General features: G+C 30.7%; 17 protein-coding genes. 12 read left to right on the forward strand and 5 right to left on the reverse strand.

The genetic code is table 11. The features are described 5' to 3' along the window. Positions 1-3: 3 nt before the first annotated feature. From N456_RS10500 to N456_RS10555, 12 genes are all read left to right on the forward strand, one after another. Positions 4-2,103, forward strand: a complete 2,100-nt coding sequence (locus N456_RS10500; RefSeq protein WP_062056646.1) for a flotillin family protein — start codon at positions 4-6, stop codon at positions 2,101-2,103. A gap of 146 nt (positions 2,104-2,249) precedes the next feature. After that, positions 2,250-2,504, forward strand: a complete 255-nt coding sequence (locus N456_RS10505; RefSeq protein ID WP_062056648.1) for a hypothetical protein — start codon at positions 2,250-2,252, stop codon at positions 2,502-2,504. An 80-nt stretch (positions 2,505-2,584) separates the two neighbouring features. After that, positions 2,585-7,474, forward strand: a complete 4,890-nt coding sequence (locus N456_RS10510) for a DNA repair ATPase (protein ID WP_062056650.1) — start codon at positions 2,585-2,587, stop codon at positions 7,472-7,474. A gap of 136 nt (positions 7,475-7,610) precedes the next feature. Then, a complete protein-coding gene (locus N456_RS24410) occupies positions 7,611-7,751 on the forward strand; it encodes a hypothetical protein (RefSeq protein ID WP_158447869.1) in 141 nt (46 codons plus the stop codon). A 1,028-nt stretch (positions 7,752-8,779) separates the two neighbouring features. Further along, positions 8,780-9,139, forward strand: coding sequence for a hypothetical protein (locus N456_RS10515; protein WP_062056652.1), 360 nt, complete (start codon positions 8,780-8,782; stop codon positions 9,137-9,139). Positions 9,140-9,198: 59 nt separating this feature from the next. Beyond that, the gene (locus N456_RS10520) at positions 9,199-9,681 is read left to right on the forward strand and encodes a winged helix DNA-binding protein (RefSeq protein WP_062056654.1); all 483 of its coding nucleotides are present in this window, start codon (positions 9,199-9,201) and stop codon (positions 9,679-9,681) included. A gap of 36 nt (positions 9,682-9,717) precedes the next feature. After that, positions 9,718-10,188 (forward strand): GNAT family N-acetyltransferase, encoded by a 471-nt coding sequence (locus N456_RS10525; RefSeq protein ID WP_062056656.1) that lies wholly within the window; start codon positions 9,718-9,720, stop codon positions 10,186-10,188. Positions 10,189-10,599: 411 nt separating this feature from the next. After that, positions 10,600-11,271, forward strand: a complete 672-nt coding sequence (locus N456_RS10530) for a hypothetical protein (RefSeq protein WP_062056658.1) — start codon at positions 10,600-10,602, stop codon at positions 11,269-11,271. Between the two features lie 699 nt (positions 11,272-11,970). Further along, complete coding sequence (locus N456_RS10540; RefSeq protein ID WP_062056662.1) at positions 11,971-12,765, forward strand: sensor histidine kinase; 795 nt, start codon at positions 11,971-11,973, stop codon at positions 12,763-12,765. 164 nt (positions 12,766-12,929) lie between these two features. Further along, positions 12,930-13,568 carry a response regulator transcription factor gene (locus tag N456_RS10545; RefSeq protein ID WP_062056665.1) on the forward strand — a complete coding sequence of 213 codons (639 nt, stop codon included), beginning with the start codon at positions 12,930-12,932 and terminating at the stop codon, positions 13,566-13,568. Positions 13,569-13,827: 259 nt separating this feature from the next. Further along, positions 13,828-15,288, forward strand: a complete 1,461-nt coding sequence (rpoN, locus tag N456_RS10550) for an RNA polymerase factor sigma-54 (protein WP_062056667.1) — start codon at positions 13,828-13,830, stop codon at positions 15,286-15,288. Beyond that, positions 15,288-15,893: a hypothetical protein gene (locus N456_RS10555; RefSeq protein ID WP_062056670.1), complete on the forward strand. Its 606-nt coding sequence runs from the start codon at positions 15,288-15,290 to the stop codon at positions 15,891-15,893. The genes rpoN and N456_RS10555 overlap by 1 nt, the downstream gene beginning before the upstream one ends. Here N456_RS10555 and N456_RS10560 read toward each other — a convergent pair. The 5 genes from N456_RS10560 to N456_RS10580 form a co-directional block, all read right to left on the reverse strand. After that, complete coding sequence (locus N456_RS10560) at positions 15,888-16,595, reverse strand: porin family protein (protein WP_062056672.1); 708 nt, start codon at positions 16,593-16,595, stop codon at positions 15,888-15,890. The genes N456_RS10555 and N456_RS10560 overlap by 6 nt on opposite strands. A gap of 134 nt (positions 16,596-16,729) precedes the next feature. Next, positions 16,730-17,212, reverse strand: coding sequence for an ExbD/TolR family protein (locus N456_RS10565; protein WP_062056674.1), 483 nt, complete (start codon positions 17,210-17,212; stop codon positions 16,730-16,732). 24 nt (positions 17,213-17,236) lie between these two features. Continuing rightward, positions 17,237-17,842 carry an ExbD/TolR family protein gene (locus N456_RS10570; RefSeq protein ID WP_062057470.1) on the reverse strand — a complete coding sequence of 202 codons (606 nt, stop codon included), beginning with the start codon at positions 17,840-17,842 and terminating at the stop codon, positions 17,237-17,239. Between the two features lie 527 nt (positions 17,843-18,369). After that, positions 18,370-18,852 (reverse strand): ExbD/TolR family protein, encoded by a 483-nt coding sequence (locus tag N456_RS10575; RefSeq protein ID WP_062056676.1) that lies wholly within the window; start codon positions 18,850-18,852, stop codon positions 18,370-18,372. A gap of 23 nt (positions 18,853-18,875) precedes the next feature. Beyond that, positions 18,876-19,484, reverse strand: coding sequence for an ExbD/TolR family protein (locus tag N456_RS10580; RefSeq protein WP_062056678.1), 609 nt, complete (start codon positions 19,482-19,484; stop codon positions 18,876-18,878). Between the last annotated feature and the right edge of the window lie 2 nt (positions 19,485-19,486).

Raw genomic sequence — 19,486 nt, forward strand, 5'->3', positions numbered from 1 at the left:
TTTATGAGCAACATCGCTAGTATAGCTATCATCGTAGTCGTAGCTTTAGTACTTCTCATTGTACTATATTTTATAATTATAGCCATATTCTATAGAAAGATCCCACAAGGAGAATCTCTTGTACGTACAGGATTTGGAGGAACCGCTGTCGCCTTTGATAAAGGGCTATATGTTATCCCTGTATTACACAAAGTAGAAATAATGGATATCTCTATCAAAAAAATCGAGATAGAACGTACAGGAGTTAATGGACTAATCTGTAAGGACAATATCCGTGCAGATATCAAAGTAGCATTTTTTGTACGAGTAAATAAATCTGTAGAAGACATTATAAATGTTGCTCAAACTATTGGTTGTAATCGTGCTTCAGAGATCGATACTTTACGTAGTCTTTTTGATGCTAAATTCTCCGAAGCCTTAAAAACTGTAGGTAAAAAATTCGAATTTGTAGAATTATATGAAGCTCGCAGGGAGTTTAGAGATGAAATTATAGATATCATCGGAACAGATTTAAATGGATATATACTCGATGACTGTGCCATAGATGATTTAGAGCAAACTTCATTAGGCGTTCTAAAACCTGATAATATTTTAGACTCAGAAGGGATCAAAAAAATTACCGAGTTAACAGCAGCTCAGAATATAAAATCTAATCTTATCAAACGTGATGAAGAAAAAGTAATTCGTAAGCAAGATGTAGAGGCACGAGAAGCTATTCTAGAATTAGATAAACAGCTAGCAGAAAAAGAAGAACAACAAAAACGCGAAATTGCTAATATCAAATCCAGAGAAGAAGCAGAGACTCTAAAAGTAGCTGAAGAAGAACGCTTAAAATCTGAAACTGCTAGAATTGCTACAGAAGAAAAAGTAAAAGTGGCTGAAGAAAATATGGAACGTCAGATTATTGTAGCTTCAAAAAATAAGCAACGTACCGATGCTGTAGAAACCGAACGTGTAGAAAAAGACAGAATGTTAGAAGCCACAGAGCGTGAACGTATCGTTACTCTAGCACAAATAGAAAAAGAGAAAGTTGTAGAAGTAGAAAAGAAAAATATCCAAGATGTAATACGAGATCGTGTAATGCTAGAAAAAGGAGTAGTAGAAGAGCGAGAAAACATGAAAGATATTGAAGCTTTTAAAACTGCAGATCGTGAGAAACAAGTAAAAATCACTGTTGCAGAAGCCAATGCACAAGAAGCTCTTATCTCTACAATAAAAGCTGCAGAAGCACAAAAAGAAGCTGCCAAACAAAAAGCCGAAGAAATTAATATTGAAGCTCAGGCACAAAAAGAAGCCAGTGAAAAAGAAGCAGAAGCTCGTAAAACTTTAGCCGAGGCAACTGCCAAGGAAGAAGCCACACTAGGAATGTCTGAAGCTCAGGTAATGCATGCTAAAGCAGATGCTAATGAACGCCAAGGTCTTGTAGAAGCTAATATTGTAGAAAAGAAAGCTCAGGCAGAAGCAGCAGGAATCTTAGCAAAAGCAGAAGCATTAAAAGAAGAAGGAGTTGCAGAAGCACTTGTTATTAAAGAAAAAGCACTAGCTCAAGCCATAGGAGACAAAGAGATTGCATTAGCAGAAGCTGCTGGTATCGAAGAAAAAGCAGAGGCTATGAAAAAACTAAATGGTGTTGGTAAAGAGCATGAAGAGTTTAAACTAAAACTTGATAAAGAATTACAAGTTGATTTAGCCCATGTAAATATCCAGAAAGAAATCGCAGATGCACAAGCATTAGTCATTAGCGATGCTCTAAAAGCTGCCAATATTGATATTGTAGGAGGAGAAACCATGTTCTTCGATCAAATTATTGGTCAGATAACTAAAGCTAAAGGAATTGATCGACTAGTAAAACATTCTGACAACATACAAGATGTAAAAGATGCTATCTTAGGCAGTGAAGATGTAAAAGGCAACCTTTTGGGAAAAATAAAAGATTTTGCCACTCAATACGGCATCTCTTCTGAAGATATCAAAAACCTTACTATTGCAAACCTTTTGATACAACTAAAACAAAAATCTACAGATCAATCAGAGAATGATTTGTTTAGTAATTTGTTTAACCTAGCTAAAGGATTAGGACTATCAGATCAACGATTAAAATAATAAAAAAACATAAACTCATAAAAAGTAGATAGCTCTCTTTATATTATTTATGAACCAGATCAAAAACACATTTTTAAACCTATAAAAGTCTTCCTATCCTAGAGAAATTTAGGATAGGAATTATTAACTTTTAATACTGTTTAAATATGGGTACAGCAGCGATGATTGCTTCGATCAAGTATAATGACCGAAGAAATAAACGAAAAAGCTTTGAAATATCGACAAACTCTGATCCAAAAAGTGCAAGCATCAAAGTAAAACCTGTATCAGAAAAATTATTGCAAAAAATCAGAGATAAGCTAAAAAAACAAAGAAAAACACTTTTTAGAAAAAGAATGATTGCTACTGTATTAATTGTGATTTTGATAGCTTGGAGTATTTTTTTATCAATATCACTTTAATGATCCAAAAACAGACACTATTGTCAGGCTGAGCTTATCGAATTCCTTATAAAAACTAAAAGAAAAATTTTAGTAAAACGATGCAAGAAGAAAACAACAACCAACATACACAACTAGATGAAGGAACTTATGAAATCATCCAAAAACGTTTGCAAAAACAAAAAGGAGAACTTCAAAATCGCCTTACTCAACTTAATAATGGGCGAAAAGAAGTTTTTGGTAGTGTAGAGACTAAACTTATAGCCAATAATCGCATCAATACAGAAAATAACTGTATTGCCCGAGATATTGTGACTATTGGTAATATTTGTCTTTTTGGATATAATGTACATTTTGGATTGCGTACAGAGATTACCTTAGCAGATGTATTTAGCATCTATACCTATAAAAATGACCATTTCACAATACAACCTTTAGATCTAATAGAAGATCCCATATTTATAAACGATTTCACAAATCTTTATAAATATTATCGAAATACCATATTTTCTAAATTTGCTATTGTAGGCAATTATTTGCACATGGTGTTCCAACTTAGTGATAGTATCACTGATATCAAAACCTTTAAATGGTTAATCAATGAAGGTAAGCTTACCTATGTAGATAATCGTAGTGAACATGAATTTAAATTCCCAAAACAACATGAATTTAATTGGGTAGAAGTTACTAGAGATATGCATCGCTATGGTACTCATCCCCATATTTCCATATTAGACAAAGTATTTGTAGAAACTGTTGGAGGTGATCTTACTATAAAAATTGAAGACAATACAGATGATGGAAAAGGAATTTATAGCGAGACCGTTATCCATGCTGATCAAACATTAGATGACGGGCAGTATCGATATGCAGATTTAGGAAATCTCATTGCACTAGAGATCAAACCTTTTCAAGAAGACCCTCAGTATTTTGTATACAATCATAAAATACAGGAAGTAAAAAAAATCAAAAGCATAGAAAACTCCTGCGTACTATTGCCTGATGACCAAGGTATTATTTACCCTAATGGGTATTATCTTCAATCCGGAGAGTTTAAACTATTCGACAATGGTATTTCTAATGTAAAATTTCAGAAAAAAATTAGTTCTCCAAATGGAGAAGATTTTTTCTATATTTTCTATGAAAGTACAAAAGGATTATATGTGCTGATGGCATACAATATAATCCAACAAGAGGTAAAAACTCCTATTATTTGTAATGGTTTTACAATTCTAGAACATGGTGAATTATGCTATTTTAAAACTGAAGATGAGCAAACCAAACATCATGTTATTCAGATATGGCAAACTCCATTTATACAAGGCACTACCCTACCATCAGAACATACTGACACACTCTTATACAAGATCGGAAATAAAGATATTGTAAAAGCTATGGCTGAGTGTAATGGTCTGATCAATTTACTAAACAAAGAAGATAACTATGATGGTCTATATGATGACTTATCTAAGTTTTCTAATGATATTATCGATAGTTATTACTGGATTAGAGAAGAAGAAACCTTTAGACTGGATATCCCTCTTACCGAAATCAACAATGCAGCTAATGCTGCTATTGATGAATTCGAAAAAGTAGTGCAATTACGAAAAACTGCTACAAATACAACCAAAGATACTAAAGATAAAGCTGAAACCATTTTTGGAAAAATTAAAAGTAGTTCCTTTAAATCTATTGATGATTTCATACAAGTACTTGCACAGCTCCGCACCCTACGTGGAGAGGTAATCGGACTAAATGATATCCGATACATAGACTCTATTTTTATTACTGATTTAGAGACAACTATTGTCGAACATACCGAAAAAATATCACAACGCTGTGTCCATTTCTTGTTAGATGATAAAGCCTTATTACCATATCATGATCGAGTACATGAAAAACAAAACGAACTCGATACAATTAAAAAGGTAATTGAAGCTAAAAAACTAGAAACTACAGTCAATCAAATTGCTACAGATCTAGAAATGTTGATTGATATTGTCTCTAACCTAAAGATTGAGGACACTTCTCACTCTACCAAAATCATAGATAATATTTCTTTGATTTTTACAACTATAAACCAGCTTAAAGCAGGAATAAAAAATAAAATAATATCATTAGGTAGTAGCGAAGCTAGTGCCGAATTTGCTGCTCAATTAAAGTTGGTAGATCAGAGTATTATTAATTATCTAGATATTGCCAATACTCCAGAAAAAACAGATGAATTACTAAATAAAGTCTCAGTACAACTAGAAGACTTAGAAGGAAGGTTTGCTGATTTCGAAATATTCATTACTCAGATTATTGAGAAACGAGAAGAAGTATACAATGCTTTTGAGGCTCGAAAAAATAGTTTAATTGAAGCTCGAAATAAAAAAGCTGTAGCACTAGAGACTGCAGCTAATAGGATTCTTAAGGGAGTTACTAAAAAAGCATTAAGTTTTGATACCGCAACAGATATCAATGGATATTTTGCATCAGATCTTATGATCAATAAACTACGAGATATTGTTGTACAGCTACAAGATCTTGATGATCCAGGGAAAGCAGAAACTATAGAAACATCGCTAAAAGTTGCCAAAGAAGATGCGACCAGAAAACTAAAAGACAAACAAGATTTATACGAGGATGGAGAAAACATCATCAAACTTGGCAAACATAAATTTGGGGTTAACAAACAACCTCTAGATCTTACTATTGTATATAAAAATAATGTATTAGCCTATCATCTTACTGGAACTGATTTCTATCAAGACATTACCAATGAAACCCTTTTATTATCAAAAAAATATTGGAATCAAGAACTGATTTCTGAGAACAACGAAATATATCGAGCCGCATATTTAGCATACAAGATTTTCAAAAGTCAGCATAGTTTTCAATCAGCTCTAGTGACCATGAACGAGGATCAATTATTAGAATTAGTCCGTACAGAGAGTAGTAAAAATTATGCCGAAGGATATATAAAAGGTGTTCATGATATTGATGCCTCTAAAATCCTTAAAGTTTTAGTAACCAAAGACCATGACTTAGGTCTATTACGCTTTACTCCTAATACTAGAGCATTCGCGCAATATTTTTGGTATAGCATCTCTAATGAACAACAAAGCTATTGGAATGATACTATCAAAGCTTCTGGGGCAGTATTAAAAGTATTTCCTAATAGCACAGAATACCGAAGAGTCCTCTCTAGTTTAGAAAAAAAGATCGTTACTTTCGCTAGCACAACACAGCTTTTTTCTCCTATTACCAGTAATGACATTGCCAATTATCTATTTGCAGAATTACAGAATGATCATATATTTTCTACAAGTCAAACCGCCAATGAATTATACGAATCTTTTAGCACTCAACTAAAAAAGAAAGATGTTTTTAGTAAACTAAAAAGCACATTGCAATTAGATATAACCTCTAATACTTCGGTAAGCTGGAGTGATAAAATCAATCTAGCATTACAATGGGTAATCTCCTATCTAAAAGCTGAACACCCATCATTAACAGCATATGCGCATGAAATTGTATGTAGTATAATATTTAAAAATGAATCTGTTGCAGAAGTAATCCATGTAAGTCCATCACAAATCATTAAAGAATTAAAAGGAAGTCACCCCTCTATTATCGAGGGTAATTTTGAGTTCAATTACCATGATTTTATTTCAAAACTAAATCAATTTTCTACCGTAGAAGTTCCTGCTTTCGAAGCCTATCGCGAAGCAAAACACTCCGTAACCGAAACGTTAAAACAAGACTTAAAACTAACAGAATTTACTCCCAGAGTACTTTCATCATTTGTTAGAAATAAACTAATCGATCAGGTATACTTACCAATTTTTGGAGATAACCTATCTAAACAACTAGGAAGTGTAGGTGATACCAAACGTACCGATAGAATGGGAATGCTATTACTAATCTCCCCCCCTGGTTATGGTAAAACTACTTTGATGGAGTATCTGGCAAATCGATTAGGATTGGTATTTATGAAAATCAATGGTCCTGCTATTGGTCATGATATTACCTCTGTAGATCCAATGGCTGCAACAAATGCAGCTGCCAGAGAAGAATTAAAAAAATTAAACTTAGCATTCGAGATGGGAAACAATGTTATGTTATACCTCGATGATATCCAACACTGTAATCCTGAGTTTTTACAAAAATTCATCTCTCTAGCTGATGGTACTCGAAAAATAGAAGGAGTATACAATGGTACCCCCAGAACCTATGATCTACGTAGTAAAAAATTCTGTGTGATTATGGCAGGAAATCCATATACTGAGAGCGGAGACAAGTTTCAGATCCCTGATATGCTTGCCAATCGTGCAGATATTTATAACCTTGGAGACATTATAGGAGATACCGCTGACTTATTTCAACTAAGTCTAATAGAAAACTCTATGACTTCTAACCCTATATTACATCAATTAAGCAGTAAATATTTTGATGACATTTATCACCTAATTAAAATTGTAGAAACAGGTAATCAAGACGGTATAGAATTGAAAGGAAATCATACTAAACAAGAGATACAAGACTACATCTCTGTATTAGAAAAAGTTATTACCATACGAGACACCGTACTAAAAGTAAACGAAACCTATATTAAATCCGCAGCTATGGAAGACGCATATCGTATCGAACCATCATTTAAATTACAAGGATCCTATAGAGATATGAGTAAGTTAGTAGCCAAAGTAGTTCCGATCATGAATACAAAAGAATTAAAAACACTACTGCTATCACATTATGAAAACGAGTCGCAGACATTAACGAGTGCTGCAGAAGCCAACTTGTTAAAATATAAAGAGATGACAAATACCATCTCTAATGAAGAAGCCATACGTTGGAAAACAATCAAAGAATCCTTTATCAAAAATAATAAGCTCAAAGGTTTTGGAGATAAAAATGAAATGGCTCAAGTATTAGCACAGATGATGCAGTTTAGTGATCACTTAGCTGGTATACAAGAAGTACTACAAAAAGGGTTAGAAAAATAATATCTTAATAGTTCTTACTATAGTCGTATAAAACAAAATCTATTCGATAAACAGTAGCTGTTTATGTAAATAAATTATAATGAATTAATTAAAAACACTAATATTACATATCATTATAATTCTTTTGGAGGTATTGATGATCAAGATAATTATTAATATCATATCACCAGCACATTCTATTGAGTCTTGGATACAACTCCTTACTGACCAAAAACCTAAGGTTAGTGAATTTGTTGGACAAAAAGGTAACGGTAAAACTATACATCTTACTTTATGACACCAGTATTTTAAAGACCGTACGATCTATTTTTTTGATAGAAGTGGTCAAAAAATAAAAAAGATGACAATCCTATTATCTTCATAGATAGTATCCAAAAAATTCCGTTATTAATACAGACTACAGCTTTGGTCACGAACAAATACATCATACGTAATCACTACACATAAAAGTATGGCTAGTGAATATCGCATTACCCGACGTCACTCTATTTCTTATAAATTTGAAGGCATCACTACTCTTAAATTAAAAAAATTATATATAATAGGATTACACTAGCTTCTGGTTATAATATTAAAAAAACAATAGTCTCCGATGCTATTTTATAGCAATTGATAGCTCGTTTTGGGGATAATTACAGAAGCATTCTAAATCATTTATACGATAGTTTTAAAAAAAGACACTAGGAATATTCTTGAGCATCTCTTGCGGATATTAAATATAAGTTAAATACATTATCAAGTACAATTGCTCCTAGCAATGTATTAAAAGGAAAAATCATAACATGCCCTAAAGAGAATATAGGTTTTGACAACTTCAATTGTCAATTAAGGAATTTAGTAACAGAAAAATTAAATATCAATAAACAAGTCATTAAAACCATTTCTTTAGAAAGCAATTGCAATTGGAGTAAAGGAAGAATTTATGAATTTGATATAATTTTTGAAATCCCTTAGACACCTATTTCTTTTACTGGGCAATATCTAGAAATAATATGGCTTCTTACAATAGAAATAAATCCTGATGAGGAAACCTATGTCTAGAATTCGCTTAGAGCTTTTACAAGGATATAAAATTCAGTAAATTATTCAAAACTCTAAAAGGCAAATTAACCTCAGACTTCTTACCAGAGGTAAAACCTCAATCTATACAATACACCTTAAGCAATCAAGTTATTGATGTTCCTAATCCATCAAAAGGGCTGTCAGTTTTTGGACTAATACTCTTTGCTATAGTGGGCATTTGTCATTTTATAGGCTAGTTTGGCATACTATCCTATTTGGGATATGATATAATCTAGTTTAAGAATGTTAGGCAATGTCATTCTGCAAATCACTAGTCCTAATCAAGATACCTTTAATCTGGAAATTCAGATTGAAAAAAATCATAATCGTATAGAATATATACAAATATTCCATACAATCAATGAAAAGGTTATTGACAAAAGAGGAACAGATAGCAATATAATTTATACCTCAGAAAAAACGAAATTTAAGACTATAGAATTTAACACCATTAAAACTTCTCTAGAATATCCTACTACTTTTCATCCGAGTAATTTTGAACTTAAAAATGCCCAAATATTTTGGAAAGCTCATGTAGCTATTGAATTTGATAATAATACTAATTATGAAATCAAAGAAAAATTTATAGTTAAGAATTCTTAAATAGTTATTAGAATAAAATAAAAAGTATTATTTTTACATAAGTACTTATATAAATACTTATGAAAGATAAATTGCAACAGTATGGAGAACTCGGATTAGGATCAAGGTTAAAAAGACTTAGCGATGTAATGATGAGAGAAGTTCAGATTGTATATAACACTTTAGGTATTGATTTTGACCCGTATCTATTTCCAATTTTTAAGGTAATTATCGATTTAGAATCAGCTACAACAACAGATATTCAAGAGGCGCTACAATACACCCAACCAGCAATTACCCAAGCAGTAAAAAAGTTAATACATAAAAAGCTAGTAATACATAAAATTGATAAAATTGATAAGCGAAAAAAACTTTTCAGACTTTCCCCAAAAGGAAAAGAAATCCATCAACAAATGCTTCCTCTATGGAATGTAATCGATGAGCAAGTAAAATGGCTAACAGAAGGTAGTGCTTCAAACCTAACACGCCATCTCACTTACATAGAAAATCAATTAAAAGAAAAATCGCTAAGCAAACGAATACTAGAAAAGTATAACTTATAAATCTTTAAAATTCATATCACAAAATTTAGTTATAAAATGAAAGCTTCTATTATATCCTTCGAACCCAAATACGCCAAAGACTTTGCTAATCTTAATATAGAATGGCTAGAAAAATATTTTGTAGTAGAACCACACGATGTAGATATACTAGAACGATGTGAAGAAATGATTATCAATAAAGGAGGTTACATCTTTTTTGCTAAAATAAATGAAGAAATTGTAGGTACTTTTGCTTTAATCAAAATTAAAGATGGTGTTTATGAGTTAGGAAAAATGGGAGTATCCCCAAGGTTTCAAGGTAAGAAAATAGGGCAGCAACTCATCCAGTTTTGTATTGAATTTGCCACCTCCAAAAAATGGGAAAAATTACTTTTATATTCTAATCATATTTTAGAAAATGCGATTTATATCTATACTAAATATGGTTTTAAAGAAATTCCTATAGAAGATACCCCTCTATACAAGCGTAGTACTATTAAAATGGAACTTGTATTACCAAAAAAATAAATACTCTTTTTTTTAAGATAATTCATTTCAAAATAAAAGGTATTCGCTATATAAATCATTTTTTTTAATATAGCAAAAGAGTCTAACCCCTTTTTACAGAAGGGGGGAAAACCCCTTTTTTGTAAAATAAAAAATCGCCTCCCAGCACTTAAAAATACCGCAAACTTCCTTATTTTCAACAGTTTTCAATACATCCGTTTTAATAAAAACACTATACTTTTTTTATAACTACAGAATAATAGTATTTTTAATCGATTAAAAATCTGTAAATTAAACTCATAGAATCAACTAATTAGCTTTTTGGCATAAATCAAAATTTCACAAATCTTTTTTAATGTATGTTAAACACTTTAATATTAAATAATTCGATGACAATCGAAAATCTTAACAAACATCTTAATAAACCATAAAATGAGTAGAAAAACTAACCTTATCGGCTACCCAATTGTAATCATTTTGACTGCAATAATTACGTTCTTAGTCGGGACTTGTAACGATCCCATCAAACCCCCAATAGATGACGTTCCTAAAGAAATTATTTCTTTTAATGATGCTGTAGAACTATATCAAAGTTATACCAAAAATCGAGCTTGTATAATCGAAATTTTTGAAAGTAAAAGAGATAGCACACTAGCCAGTCTTTGTCCATCTGATAGAAAACCTAAAAAGATTCAACCAACACGATCACTTTTCTTAACAAAAGAGTTCTTAAATGAATATACCTCATATATCGATAAGATAACTTCTGAAAGAAAAATCAAAATCTCTGGATATCGTTTATATCTTGCTAATTACCCAGATAAAGAAAAATTTGAAGACGGAAAACCAATACCAGACCCTAGACGAAATACCATTTTTATTGCACCAACAATTGCTAGAGGTAATTCTCACTTAGGATTTACAATTTTTGATAATGATGATGGAACATTTAAAAAAGTAATCCTCGAAGAAGAATTTAAAAAAGGGATGTTCGGCACTAATCAAGTACCTGAAAAAGCAAATACTGCAAGTTTCTTTTCATTTATGATGACAAATGGCGGACAAACAAGCACAATTGGCAATGAACTAGGGAGTTATCCATGAAAAATCAATGCATTTTCAACTTAATAGCAACAAATAGAACAGTTTGTCTTAAAATTTAAGAAACTAAATAAATAGAATGAGTTTTTTGATTGCCTTAAAGTATATTGGAGTATTAGTAGAGTTAATTGCTGGTATCATAGGAATACTTTATTTTTATAAGTATAAGTATACTTTATTAAAGTATTTTATATTCATTCATTGGTATATGATTATAAATGAATTTTTTGGGTTGTTTCTTTCAGATTTTGTTGATTTAGATAATGATATTATTTACAATATATATTGTACAATTAATTTTTCATTTTTTTTCATATTATATCGAAATTGCATAAAGAATAGTAAAAAGAAAAAAATAATACTCTTTTTTCTTGTAACGTACTTAATTTCAATACTAATAAATAGTTTTTTTGAAAATTATCTATATGAACTTCAAACTATTCCATACATAATTGCAGCAAGTTTTTTAATAATCACAATATTCTTTTATTTCACTGAGATTTTAAATTCAGAAAAAGTATTATTCGTTAACAAAAACTTATTATTCTGGATAAGTGTAGGTTTGCTATTATATTATATTGGAAATATTCCATTTAGAATTCTAAGAAATTATTATATCAGTTTTACAGATTTAACAGTATCATTTCTCGTTGCTTTTACTTTAACAATAATAATGAATACTTGTTTTATTATAGGTTTTATATGGGACAACAACAAACAGCAATATTAATAGCAAGTATAGTTCTTGTCGTAATAATTGTTCTAATGATTACACTTTTTTTTATCTTTCAAAAAAGAAAGAATAGCCTATTGTTGCACCAGAAAGAAGCAGAAAAAAAATTTGAAACAGCAATTGCAGAGACCCAGATTGAGATTAGAGAAGAGACTTTACGTAACATCAGCTGGGAATTGCATGATAATATTGGCCAGCTACTCACGTTGGCCAAAATACAAGTAAGTATCGCTAGGGATGATCCTAGCAAACTAAAAGAAGTTACCGAAACTATAACCAAAAGTCTAACAGAACTACGATCATTATCAAAACTGATTAACCCAGATGTAATTAAAAGTCTTAGCCTAACAGAAGCGATAACATTAGAGATAGAACGGTTTAATCGTATGCAATTTATTGAAGCTTCAATTACAAGCAATAAAGAAATAACACCATTAGATGATAAAGTAGAAATTATAATTTTTAGAATATTACAAGAGTTTTTTAGTAATACCATTAAACACTCTAAGGCATCATCCCTAGAAGTTACTGTTCATTATGATGAGGATAAATTAGTGATCCATGCTAAGGATGATGGTATCGGTTTTGATCATATAGAATCTCCTAAAAAACGAGGAATCGGTCTAAGTAATATGCAAAATAGAGGTAAATTAATCAATGCAACTATACAATTGGTATCTAAAAAAGGAACAGGAACAGCAATAACACTAACCTATCCTTATAAAAAAGAAAGTTCACCCCTATTAGAATATGAAGTTGATTAACTTTGTATAAAAGCTAGTTACAAAAACAACACACAATCAGTTATAGGATTATGCAGAAGGAAATATTTTGACAACATACTTATAAAAACTAACTACTACTCTAAAGTATATTAATCAAAATAAAGAGTTCCGAATGCTCTGATTATAATATAAAAAGTAAACAGATGAAATATTCCATAGTAATCGTAGAAGATCATATTTTACTATCCCAAGCATTGTCAGGGTTAGTAAATGGGTTTCCTAAATTCAAAGTTTTATATATCTGCAAAAATGGAAAAGAGCTAATCACCAGATTAAAAGATCCAAAAAATATTCCTGATATCGTACTTATGGATATTAATATGCCTATCATGAATGGAATTGAGACTACAGCAGTTCTAAAAAAGGAATACCCAGATATTAAGGTATTAGCATTATCTGTAGAAGAGGATGAAAATACTATTATAAAAATGCTAACAGCAGGCGCTAAAGGCTATTTATTAAAAGATACTGAAAAAAGCATCCTAGAAAAAGCCCTCCTACAAGTACAAGAAACCGGTTATTATCACACAAGAGATGTAGCTAATTTATTAGTGAAGTCCCTCAATCCTAAAGTAGAGAAAAAAATATTACTTAAAGACCGCGAAATAGAATTCATTAAACATGCCTGCACCGAAAAAACATACAAGGAGATCGCTAATGAAATGTGTCTAAGTCCAAAAACAATTGAAGGATACAGAGATTCTATTTTTGAAAAACTAAATTTAAAAAATAGAACAGGTCTGGTTATCTATGCTATTAAGAGTAAGCTATTTGTTCCTTAATCAGTAAAAATTGTATGATCATATTCTAAACAAAGATGATCATATGATGTATTTCTTTACTAATTTTTTAAATCATAAAATTATCTTTATTATATATTATAATTACTTTTGGCTCGTTTATTGATTAAAGCAAAAAACAGAATCATTATAATTTATGGTTTAATAGCATTTTTTTTAAACAAACTAACCATCTTATAGTACTATAAAAATAGCCTTTATTGTTTATTTTTGTATTATAGAAGAATATCGATAATTTTTTATGCTAAAACAACAACTAAATTTTAAGCTTTCTCAGAAACTTTCTCCGCAACAGATCCAGTTGATGAAGTTGATACAATTGCCTACTCAAGCATTTGAACAACGTTTAAAACAGGAAATGGAAGAAAACCCTGCTCTTGATAGTGGTAAAGATAAAGCGGATGAATATGAGGATACGTTTAGCAATGAAAATACTGCAGATGAAGATTATGGTACTGAAAAAATAGAGGCGGATATTAATGTTGATGAATATCTTAGTGATGATGAGATTCCTTCATATCGATTAAGTGCTAATAATTATAGTGTCGATGATGAAGAAAAAAATGTCCCTTATGCCTCTGGAACATCATTCCATCAACATTTAATTAATCAGTTAAACACGTATCGATTTGATGAGGAAGAAAGGGAAATAGCAGAATTTCTTGTAGGAAGTGTCGATGAGAGTGGTTACATAAGAAGATCTCTATCAGATATCTTAGATGATCTGGCTTTTACTCAAAACATATATACCACAGAAGAAAAAATAGAAAATGTTTTAACCGTTGTACAACAGTTAGATCCTGCTGGTATTGGAGCTCGTAGCTTACAAGAATGCCTTTGGATTCAATTAGATCGAAAAGAAATAACTATCCCCATAAAATTAGCTTCACAAATATTAAAAAGAGCATTTGACCATTTTAGTAAAAAACATTACGACAAACTTTTACTAAAATTTGAAGTTACCGAAGAACAATTAAAAGAAGCGATTGATGAGATTGAACACCTTAATCCTAAACCGGGTGGGGCTTATGCTGGTAATAATCGCTTGATAGAACATGTAGTACCTGATTTTACGATTAGAATTGTAGATGGAGAACTAGAACTAACATTAAATGGTCGTAATGCTCCAGAACTTCATGTTTCGAGAGAGTATAACAATATGCTTCAAGGATATAAAGCAAGTAAAGAAAAATCAAAATCACAAAAAGATGCAGTCTTATTTATCAAACAAAAATTAGATGCTGCAAAATGGTTTATCGAAGCCATAAAACAAAGGCAACAAACACTTTTTATTACCATGAGTGCCATAATGCATTATCAAACAAATTATTTCCTTAGTGGAGATGAACGAAATCTTAAACCAATGATTTTAAAAGATATTGCAGATGAAATTGGAATGGATGTAAGTACAGTATCCAGAGTAGCAAACAGTAAATATGTCGACACTCCTTATGGGACAAAGCTTATTAAAGATTTCTTTTCTGAATCGATGACCAATGATCAAGGTGAAGAAGTTTCTACTAGAGAAATAAAAAAGATACTTGAAATAACTATAGGTGAAGAAGATAAGAAAAAACCTCTTACAGATGAAAAACTTGCTAAAATCTTAAAAGAAAAAGGATATCCTATAGCTAGAAGAACCGTAGCTAAATATAGAGAACAATTAGACATTCCTGTCGCAAGGCTAAGAAAGAAAATTTAATGGATTTTTTCCTAAGAAGTATCTCATACATTATACATCCTCTATTGATGCCTCTTACTGGTAGTCTAATTTATTTTTATACCGCTCCTAGATTTATTCCTTATGAAATTATGACTGGTAAACTATTTGGATTAATTATCCTTACTGTTTTAATACCTATTGTTTTATTTTTTCTTTTAAAAAGTATTGGCGTTATCGATTCGATACATCTAGAAAATGTAAAACAAAGAAAAATTCCTTTGCTGTTACAATCTATCTTACTAATTATAGTCATTAAAATGGTAATTGATGTATCCCATTATCCAGAACTATACTTTTTCTTTTTAGGAATTCTGTTTTCATCATTAAGTGCTATTTTCATAGCTATGTTTGCTATCAAAGCTAGCTTACATATGATTGCTATTAGTAGTCTAACCATGTTTATTATTACACTAAGTATTCATTTCAGCCTCAATTTAACCCTATTAATCTCAATATTGATGGTTTTAAATGGCTTAGTTGCTACCTCACGACTACATTGTAAAGCACATAGTGGTTTAGAACTTATTTTAGGGTTTTTAATCGGAGTTATTCCTCAACTCACTTTAGCTAACCTTTGGTTATAAAATATAAAACATTAAACCTATCTTAGCAGTATTCATTCCTACAGCTTCTCCATCTATTATAGCATCATTATTAAATAAAGGATTTAAGCTATAATAAAAATAAAAATTAAACGTATTCCAACCAAAAGCAAACGTTGCTCCTACCCTCCATCTGTTTAACTCTCCTATTTTTGTCACTCTTTCTTTATTCCCTGGTTGCTTAAGATTAGCATTAAAAGAATGTAAGTACCCCATTTTAATACCAGTATAGATCCTATAAAATTTATGAGTTTTTGGAACAGATGTACGCCATCTTAGCTCAAAAGGAGCTTCTATTAGATGGGTTGTAAATCTATTAACATCATAATCAATACCTCCTAAACTACTAAAAATAGTTTGTCCTGTATCTTGGTTTTTCTTTATAAACAGGTTTTGATTATACACATTCAACGAATACCCTACACCAATACCAATAGCGAAATTACGTCTTTTATTAATCGGCATATCTCTTATAAAGCCTAAATGCATTCCTCCAGAAAACCCAGATTGATTTATGTTTTTCGGTGTATTATGTAATAAATTAAATGTCACACCTATATAGAATTGATCTTCTCGATACAGAGAATCTACAGCTATTTCGTGATCAGAATCTGTTTTGGTTTCTTGCCCAAAAGAATGGAAAACAAACAAACAACAAATAATAGATGTACATAAATTTTTCATATAGGTTACTAAAATAAATCTATTTTCTTTAGAAATACAATAAAGTTTATAAAAACAAATTGAAAATATAAATAAACCCTACCTTATAGTGTAGTAGGGTTTATAACTTAAATTTCTATATCTAAAGTTATATACTACTTTAGATTATCTGTAGCACTACCTGTCCTGGTAGTGTAGTTAATCTTTAATGCTTGAATATCTCTTAATTCTTTTTTAATATCTCCTACAAGACCCATATTAGTACTACCATCAACTTTTAAAGCTGTTGTAAGAAATGGAATTAATTCTTCTCTTTTAGAAGCTCTCTCTGCTAAAACGAATGCTTTTATTTCACTCACATCAGCAAATTTATCATTAAGCTGTATTCTTGCCTGATTACCTGCGCTTGCTCTATATCTAGAGCTAGGCTTGCCTGCATAGATATACATTACCAAATCTTTTTTATCAAGTTTTTCTATTTGATCTGCAACTGGTAATTTATTTTCAATCATCAAAGTATTTTGACGCATAACCGTTGCTACCATAAAGAAAAATAATAGCATAAATACAATATCTGGTAATGACGCTGTAGAAATAGCAGGTAATTCTCCTCCTTTTTTCTTTTTGAATTTAGACATAAGAATTTTGTTTTATATTATTTTTTATTTTTTTGGTTCTGCTTCTGATAGCTTTTCAGGAAATAAGAATTGTATCTTTTTGATATTTTCTTTTAAAATTTTCTTATTCCCAGAATAGTTTACATCTTTTAAGTCTTTTTCCATCTGTACGAAAGTTTTACCAAAAAGACGTTGTGCTTCTCTGTTACGCAATGTAGTATATGCAGCTACTAATTCATTCTGAACAGCAATATATGTCGCATAATTAGTTTCTCTATGATTATGCAAAGATATTACTGCTTTATTAGGATTATCTGATGAAGATGTTCTCCGAGAACCCTTACAATAACTACATGCTAAGTCTCCAGATCCTCCACCATTATCTAAGAAATTAATAGCTGCCTCTTTAAGCGCATTAATCCTCATTGTAGCTCCTTCTACTAAGAGCTCGCCATGCTGATTTAACTCCACCCTAAAAAGATTTTTCTCTTTAATAGTACCCTCGGTAGGCTTATCAATAAGGGGTGGTAATTTTCTGGTTATCCCATAATCTGTTTCTATCGTAGTAGAAATCAAAAAAAAGATGAGTAATAAAAATGCAATGTCCGCCATGGATCCTGCGTTAACACTTGGTGCTGATTTTTTCATCATAATAAACATATTTAGTTAATAATTACTTACAGAATTAAAAACTATGATCATATGTGATGAGAACTATGAAGAAAAAATGGTAAAAAACAGAATCACTTTATCTAAATATTCAATATCACTTTGGAAGGTTAGATATTGGTATTATACCAATCTAAACTAAGAATGGTGTTATAAAATGATAGATCACAGTTATCAATAAAACAGGCACAATTGTTATGCCATTTTAAAAAATAGGGAATATAGAATCTGTTTTATCTTAAATAGTGAGTTTTTCCGGAACAAGTTCATGAAACATTTTTAAAGAATATATTTTTAGACTTTAATCCATTATCTACGAAACAGGTTCCTTAAACAAAATACTTGTTTAGCTTTTATGTTAGAAAAAAAATGGTAATCAATCAGTTTCAAACATGAGTTTTTCCTTTGCAAGGAAATTGTATAATAAAAATGATATTACAAAAAAACCTGCTCTAGAGCAGGTTTTTTTTGTAATAGAGAGTAATCTCTGTATATTGTAAAATTATATACTACTTTAGATTATCTGTAGCACTACCTGTTCTGGTAGTGTAGTTAATCTTTAATGCTTGAATATCTCTTAATTCTTTTTTAATATCTCCTACAAGACCCATATTAGTGTTTCCATCAACTTTTAAAGCTGTTGTAAGAAATGGAATTAATTCTTCTCTTTTAGAAGCTCTCTCTGCTAAAACGAATGCTTTTATTTCACTCACATCAGCAAATTTATCATTAAGCTGTATTCTTGCCTGATCACCTGCGTTTGCTCTATATCTAGAACTAGGTTTACCTGCATAGATATACATTACCAAATCTTTTTTATCAAGTTTTTCTATTTGATCTGCAACTGGTAATTTATTTTCAATCATCAAAGTATTTTGACGCATAACCGTTGCTACCATAAAGAAAAATAATAACATAAATACAATATCCGGTAATGACGCTGTAGAAATAGCAGGTAATTCTCCTCCTTTTTTCTTTTTGAATTTAGACATAAGAATTTTGTTTTATATTACTTTTATTTTTTTGGTTCTGCTTCTGAAAGCTTTTCAGGAAACAAGAATTGTATCTTTTTGATATTTTCTTTTAAAGTTTCCTTATTCCCAGAATAGTTCACATCTTTTAAGTCTTTTTCCATCTGTACGAAAGTTTTACCAAAAAGACGTTGTGCTTCTCTGTTACGCAATGTAGTATATGCAGCTACTAATTCATTCTGAACAGCAATATATGTCGCATAATTAGTTTCTCTATTATTACGCAAAGATATTACTGCCTTATTAGGATTATCTGATGAAGAAGGATCTCTAGAACCTTGACAGTACTTACAAGATTCTTCTCCTTTTCCGCCACCATTATCTAAAAATTTAATAGCGGCTTCTCTAAGATCTTTTAGTTCCATAGGAACTTCTTCTACTAACAGATCATTATTCTTATTCAATTCTACAACAAAAATATTTTTTTGTTTAAGAACTGGTGGATCTACAATATCCTCTTGTGGTGGAGGAAGTTTCCGGCTAATACCACTATCTGTTTCAATAGTAGTAGTCACCAAGAAAAATATAAGAAGCAAGAATGCAATATCTGCCATAGATCCTGCATTTACCTCTGGTGCTGCTCTTCTTGCCATAA

It is taken from the genome of Aquimarina longa SW024, assembly GCF_001401755.1.
Classification (GTDB): domain Bacteria; phylum Bacteroidota; class Bacteroidia; order Flavobacteriales; family Flavobacteriaceae; genus Aquimarina; species Aquimarina longa.

Excerpts from the sequence above, each read along its gene's own strand:
- N456_RS10555 (WP_062056670.1), top strand. The coding sequence starts at position 15,288 with ATGGATTTTTTCCTAAGAAGTATCTCATACATTATACATCCTCTATTG.
- N456_RS10525 (WP_062056656.1), top strand. The coding sequence starts at position 9,718 with ATGAAAGCTTCTATTATATCCTTCGAACCCAAATACGCCAAAGACTTT.
- N456_RS10575 (WP_062056676.1), bottom strand. The coding sequence starts at position 18,852 with ATGTCTAAATTCAAAAAGAAAAAAGGAGGAGAATTACCTGCTATTTCT.
- N456_RS10530 (WP_062056658.1), top strand. The coding sequence starts at position 10,600 with ATGAGTAGAAAAACTAACCTTATCGGCTACCCAATTGTAATCATTTTG.
- N456_RS10565 (WP_062056674.1), bottom strand. The coding sequence starts at position 17,212 with ATGTCTAAATTCAAAAAGAAAAAAGGAGGAGAATTACCTGCTATTTCT.
- N456_RS24410 (WP_158447869.1), top strand. The coding sequence starts at position 7,611 with ATGATCAAGATAATTATTAATATCATATCACCAGCACATTCTATTGAG.
- N456_RS10540 (WP_062056662.1), top strand. The coding sequence starts at position 11,971 with ATGGGACAACAACAAACAGCAATATTAATAGCAAGTATAGTTCTTGTC.
- N456_RS10520 (WP_062056654.1), top strand. The coding sequence starts at position 9,199 with ATGAAAGATAAATTGCAACAGTATGGAGAACTCGGATTAGGATCAAGG.
- N456_RS10505 (WP_062056648.1), top strand. The coding sequence starts at position 2,250 with ATGGGTACAGCAGCGATGATTGCTTCGATCAAGTATAATGACCGAAGA.
- N456_RS10580 (WP_062056678.1), bottom strand. The coding sequence starts at position 19,484 with ATGGCAAGAAGAGCAGCACCAGAGGTAAATGCAGGATCTATGGCAGAT.
- N456_RS10545 (WP_062056665.1), top strand. The coding sequence starts at position 12,930 with ATGAAATATTCCATAGTAATCGTAGAAGATCATATTTTACTATCCCAA.
- N456_RS10510 (WP_062056650.1), top strand. The coding sequence starts at position 2,585 with ATGCAAGAAGAAAACAACAACCAACATACACAACTAGATGAAGGAACT.
- N456_RS10560 (WP_062056672.1), bottom strand. The coding sequence starts at position 16,595 with ATGAAAAATTTATGTACATCTATTATTTGTTGTTTGTTTGTTTTCCAT.
- N456_RS10570 (WP_062057470.1), bottom strand. The coding sequence starts at position 17,842 with ATGATGAAAAAATCAGCACCAAGTGTTAACGCAGGATCCATGGCGGAC.
- N456_RS10500 (WP_062056646.1), top strand. The coding sequence starts at position 4 with ATGAGCAACATCGCTAGTATAGCTATCATCGTAGTCGTAGCTTTAGTA.
- rpoN (WP_062056667.1), top strand. The coding sequence starts at position 13,828 with ATGCTAAAACAACAACTAAATTTTAAGCTTTCTCAGAAACTTTCTCCG.
- N456_RS10515 (WP_062056652.1), top strand. The coding sequence starts at position 8,780 with ATGTTAGGCAATGTCATTCTGCAAATCACTAGTCCTAATCAAGATACC.